This is a genomic window from Streptomyces sp. NPDC059455, assembly GCF_042750115.1.
Taxonomy (GTDB): Bacteria; Actinomycetota; Actinomycetes; order Streptomycetales; family Streptomycetaceae; genus Streptomyces; species Streptomyces endocoffeicus.
Genome location: NZ_JBHYVB010000387.1, coordinates 1 through 5,068, shown reverse-complemented (window position 1 = coordinate 5,068; position 5,068 = coordinate 1). Strand labels below are relative to the sequence as shown.

Sequence of the window (5,068 nt, the reverse complement as noted above, 5' to 3'; positions counted from 1 at the left end):
GCGCGGGGGGCCCGCGCCGCCCGCCCCCCCGCGCGCCCGCCCGCCGGCCCGCCCCCCCCCCCGCCCGCGCGCCCCGCCCCGGCCCCCTGGCCGAAGGCTCAGGGCCCAGGAGGCGCCCGGCGCGTGGCAGGGGCTTCGCCGCCCCTGGACCCCCGGGGTCTGGGGGCGGAGCCCCGCACGCGGCGGAGCCGCAAATCGTCAGGTGTCGGGAAGGGGCGGGGAGGGGAGCAGCCGCTACAGGCGTCAAGATCCGTCATCCGTCGGACGTGCGCTAGCCGAAGGCCGGGCGCTCGGGGTCCAGGGCGGCCAGGCCTTCGGCCGGGCTCGACGCCTCGGCGAAGTGGCGGCGCGGGATCCGGCCAGCCCGGTGGGCCAGCCGCCCCGCCTCCACCGCGTACCGCATCGCCCCCGCCATCAGCTCCGGCTCCTGGGCCCGGGTGACGGCCGAGGCCAGCATCACCGCCGCACACCCCAGCTCCATGGCCAGCGCGGCGTCCGACGCCGTGCCCGCGCCCGCGTCCAGGATCACCGGCACGGTGGCGCGCTCGGTGATCAGCTGGAAGTTGTGCGGATTGCGGATGCCGAGCCCGGAGCCGATCGGGGAGCCGAGCGGCATGATCGCGGCGCAGCCGACGTCCTCCAGTTTCCGGGCCAGGATCGGATCGTCGTTGGTGTATGGCAGGACCGTGAACCCGTCGTCCACCAGGATCTCGGCGGCGTCCAGCAGCTCGATCGGATCGGGGAGCAGGGTGCGCTCGTCGGCGACCACCTCCAGCTTGACCCAGTCCGTGCCCAGGGCCTCCCGGGCGAGGCGGGCGGTGAGCACGGCCTCACCGGCGGTGAAACACCCGGCGGTGTTGGGCAGCGGGCGGATCCCGTGCCGGTCCAGCACGGAGAGCACCGACCCCTGCACCGTGGGGTCGAGCCGCCGCATCGCGACGGTTGTCAGCTCGGTGCCGGAGGCCAGCAGCGAACGCTCCAGGATTTCCAGGCTGGGCGCGCCGCCCGTGCCCATGATCAGTCGGGAGCCGAAGTCGGTCCCGGCGATGGTGAGCGGGTCGGGCGCGGCGAGCGACGCGCGGTCGGCGGCGCCGTGGACGCTGGTGACGGCTTCGGTGGTCGTGGTGTTCGTGGTGTTCGCGGTGCTCGTGGTGCTCGTGGTGGTCGCGGTGCTCGTGGTGGGAGCCATGGGTGGGATCAGCCTCCTTGGACCGCGGTGAGGACCTCGACGCGATCACCGTCGCCGAGCGAGGTCGCGGACCACTGGGTGCGCGGGACAACCGTCTCGTTGACGGCGGCGGCGACACCCGAGGGCGCCTGGGTGAGGGTCGCGACGAGCCGGTCGAGCGTGGTGCCCTCGGGCACCTCGCGAGGCTCGCCGTTGACGGAGACGGTCATGTGTGCTGCTCCTGTGCTGGGGAGTGCGCGGCGCCGGGGGCACCGGGAGAGGGAGTCGCCGAGCGGGTCGTGAAGCGCTGGGGGGTGAACGGCTGGGCCTCCGGGGGGAGTTCTCCGCCGGTCAGGGCCTCGGCCATGACATCGCCGGTGATCGGGGTGAGGAGTACGCCGTTGCGGAAGTGGCCGGTGGCCAGCAACAGCCCCGGCAGCGCGGTCGGGCCGAGCATCGGGGCGTTGTCGGGGGAGCCGGGGCGCAGCCCGGCGCACGTCTCCACCAGCGGCAGTTCGGTGATGCCGGGCACCACCTCATGGGCGTCCCGCAGCAGTTCGTACACCCCGCCCGCGGTGACCGTGGTGTCCCAGCCCAGCTCCTCGCTGGTCGCGCCGATGACCAGCTCGCCGTTCTCGCGCGGCACCAGGTAGACCGGCCCGCCGCGCACCACGGCCCGTACGGTCCCGGAGAGGAACGGCGCGTACCGTTCGGGCACCGACAGCCGCACCACCTGCCCCTTGACGGGCCGTACGGGCGGCAGGACGTCCTCAGGAACGCCCGCGAGCCGTCCGCTGAGGCTGCCGGCGGCCAGTACGGTCCGCTCGGCGGCCAGCCGTACGCCCCCCGTCAGCTCGACCCCGGTGGCGCGGTCGCCGTCCAGCAGCAGTCGCTCCGCGCGGTCGCGGTGGAAGGCGACCCCGGCCCGCTCGCACGCGGTGAGCAGCGCCGCCGTCAGCCGCCGCGGATCCACCTGGTGGTCACCGGCGACGCGCAGCCCGCCGTGTACGCCCGGCGAGAGCATCGGTTCCAGACGTCGGCATTCACGCCCCGTCAGCCACTCGGACTCCAGCCCGAGCCCCTGCTGGAAGGTGTGGAGCTCGCGCAGATGGGCGCGGTCGTCGGCGTCGAACGCGACGGCGAGCGTGCCGCACGCCCGATGGCCCACGTCCTGGCCGCTCGCCTCCTCCAGCTCGGCCACGAAGTCCGGATAGCGGCGCGCGGAGGCCAGGTTGAGGCCGAGCAGGGTCTGCTCGCCGTAGTGCAGCTCGGTGACGGCCGCCAGCATCCCGGCCGCGACCCAGGCGGCCCCGCCGCCGGGCGCAGGGTCGACGAGCGCGGTACGCAGCCCCCGCTGGGCCGCCCGCCAGGCCGTGACCAGCCCGATGATGCCGCCCCCGATGACGAGGGCGTCGTAGCGTCCGCCGGGTGGCGGCCCGCCTGAGGTGTGAGGTCCGTAGTCGAGACCTGGTGCGTGCGTGGACACGCCGCCCCTCCCTTCGCCGGCATGACCCGGATCAGGTTCGTACGGTCGGAGGCCGTTCCAGCCTCCCTCTCAGCCCGGTCCGCCCGGGCTCCCGCGAGTGCTCTGTCCCGCCACCCTAGTACGCGCCCCGAATCGCCCGAAAGACCGGCCGTACACCAGCCAAACCAGCTCCTCCGCCGCGTCTCACCCCAACCCCCGACGCATCCCACCCCGGCCCGGCGGTTCCCCATCCAGCCCCTCCGGCGTTGGAGCGGGGGCCGGGGCGGAGCCCCGGCGGGGGTGCGAGGGGGCGCAGCCCCTTCGTTTCGGGAAGGGGCAGGGCGGGGGCTCACCGCCGGAGGCGCCCCCAACCCGCACCCTCCGTCCGGCCCCCGGCCCCCGGCCCCCGGCCCCCGGCCCACCCCCTCCGACCCCGCCCCACCCCCGTCCGGCCCCCCACTCTGTGTCCGACCTCTCGTAAGCCGCTCTCCAGTCCGCCCCACCAGCCGCAATACAGTGATCGTGTGAGCGATGAGACGACGACGAAGCCGTCCTCGAACGGCACCGGACAGCGCGTGGTGATCGTCGGCGCGGGCATGGCGGGGGTGCAGACCGCCGTCGCGCTGCGCGAACAGGGCTGGACCGGCGAGATCGTCCTGCTGGGCGCGGAGCCCCACCAGCCCTACGACCGGCCGCCGCTGTCCAAGGCCGTACTGCTCGGAAAGGCCGAGGGCTCGACGCTCGACGTGGACTTCGCCGGGCTCGGCATCGGCCTGCGCCTCGGCGTCCAGGTCACCGGCCTGCGCCCGGACAAGCGGCTCGTCGAGACCGCGACCGGTCAGCTCCCGTACGACGTCCTGGTGATCGCCACCGGAGCCGAGCCGATCCCGCTGCCGGGCAGCGAAGGAGAGCCCGGCGTCCATCTGCTGCGCACCCTGGACGACGCCGAGCGGCTGCGCCCGGTGCTCGCCCGGCAGCGCGAGATCGCGGTCGTGGGGGCGGGCTGGATCGGCGCGGAGTTCGCCACCGCGGCGCGCGAGGCGGGCTGCGCCGTGACCGTCGTCGAGGCCGCGGACCGGCCGCTGGCGGGCGCGCTCCCGGCCGAGGTCGCGGCCCCCATGGCGGCCTGGTACGAGGACTACGGCGCCCGGCTGGTCACCGGCGCCCGGGTGGACTCGGTCGACGAGAGCGGGCTGCTGCTCGGCGACGGCACCCGGCTGCGCGCGGGCGCGGTGGTCGTCGGGATCGGGGCCCGACCGGCCACGGACTGGCTGGCGGGCTCGGGCGTGGAGCTGGCCGAGGACCGGTCCGTCGTCGCCGACGACCGGCTGCGCGCCTCCGCGCCGGACGTCTACGCGGTCGGCGACTGCGCCTCCTTCCCGTCCGCCCGCTACGGGACGCGGCTGCTGGTGCACCACTGGGACAACGCGCTCCAGGGGCCGCGCACCGTCGCCGCCAATGTGGTGGGGAGCCGGACGGCCGCCCACTTCCCCGGTGTGGTCTACGACCCGGTGCCGTACTTCTGGTCCGAGCAGTTCGGGCGCTTCGTGCAGTACGCCGGGCACCACTCGGAGGCCGACGAGCTGGTCTGGCGCGGCGATCCGGCCGGTGCCGCCTGGTCGGTGTGCTGGCTGCGCGAGGGCGCCCTGGTCGCCCTGCTGGCCGTCGGCCGTCCGCGCGATCTGGCCCAGGGGCGCAAGCTGATCGAGCGCGGCGCCCGGCTGGACCGGACGCGGGCCGAGGACCCCTCGGTGCCGCTGAAGTCGGCCGTCCTCTGACCGGCGGGCGGACCGCCGATCGGCGGTCGGCCGGGGCGCCCGGGGGCGGGGCGGGCGGCCCGCGCGGCGGGCGCCCGGCTACCCACTGTCAGTCCCAGATGGCAGGCTTGTTCCGTGACCGAGATTGACGCAAAGATCGATGCTCTCGTCCCTGCCTGGCTCACCCTCCCCGACGTCGCCGAACGGCTGGGGGTCGAGGTGACGCGCGTCCGGCAGCTGGTCAAGGAGGGCCAGCTGATCGCCGTTCGCCGTGGCGAGAACAGGGTCCTTCAGGTGCCCGAGGAGTTCATCGGTGACGGAAAGGTCGTCAAGGGCCTCGTGGGGACCTTGACGCTTCTGAAGGACGACGGCTTCAGTGACGAAGAGATGCTGGAGTGGCTCTTCACCCCCGACCCGAGCCTGCCCGGCACCCCGGCACGGGCGCTGAGCGAGAACCGCGGTACGGAGGTGAAGCGGCGCGCTCAGGCCCTCGCCGTCTGAACCGCCGCCGTTGCCGTCTGACGTCGTCAGCGCCCAGCACCTGTACAGGCCTGTGTACAGGCCTGGTCGTTTTCGCGCGGGCTTCGCGCTTCCGCCGTCGGTATCGCGCCTGACCGCCACCTGATCGCTACCTGATCGCACCTGGCGTACGGGCCGGGCTCCACCCACCGCCCCTAC

5 protein-coding genes and 1 riboswitch are annotated in these 5,068 nt (G+C 74.8%); of the genes, 2 read left to right on the top strand and 3 right to left on the bottom strand.

From position 1 onward, the window contains the following. Positions 1 to 271 precede the first annotated feature (271 nt). The 3 genes from ACFXB5_RS52545 to thiO all read right to left on the bottom strand — a co-directional run bounded on the left by ACFXB5_RS52545 (position 272) and on the right by thiO (position 2,570). Entirely contained in the window at positions 272 to 1,015 is a 744-nt protein-coding gene (locus ACFXB5_RS52545) for a thiazole synthase (RefSeq protein ID WP_385222969.1), read from the bottom strand. A 182-nt stretch (positions 1,016 to 1,197) separates the two neighbouring features. Further along, complete coding sequence (gene thiS, locus ACFXB5_RS52540; protein WP_020872049.1) at positions 1,198 to 1,398, bottom strand: sulfur carrier protein ThiS; 201 nt, start codon at positions 1,396 to 1,398, stop codon at positions 1,198 to 1,200. Further along, positions 1,395 to 2,570, bottom strand: coding sequence for a glycine oxidase ThiO (gene thiO / locus ACFXB5_RS52535; protein WP_385222967.1), 1,176 nt, complete (start codon positions 2,568 to 2,570; stop codon positions 1,395 to 1,397). Before thiO ends, thiS begins: the two co-directional genes overlap by 4 nt. A 74-nt stretch (positions 2,571 to 2,644) precedes the next feature. Then, positions 2,645 to 2,759, bottom strand: a riboswitch (TPP riboswitch). 470 nt (positions 2,760 to 3,229) lie between these two features. Here thiO and ACFXB5_RS52530 point away from each other — a divergent pair. Together ACFXB5_RS52530 and ACFXB5_RS52525 are read left to right on the top strand one after the other, a co-directional pair. Next, positions 3,230 to 4,411, top strand: a complete 1,182-nt coding sequence (locus tag ACFXB5_RS52530; protein WP_385222964.1) for an NAD(P)/FAD-dependent oxidoreductase — start codon at positions 3,230 to 3,232, stop codon at positions 4,409 to 4,411. A 114-nt stretch (positions 4,412 to 4,525) separates the two neighbouring features. Then, on the top strand, positions 4,526 to 4,891 hold the full coding sequence (locus ACFXB5_RS52525) for an Rv2175c family DNA-binding protein (RefSeq protein ID WP_037949046.1): 366 nt from the start codon (positions 4,526 to 4,528) through the stop codon (positions 4,889 to 4,891). Positions 4,892 to 5,068: the final 177 nt, after the last annotated feature.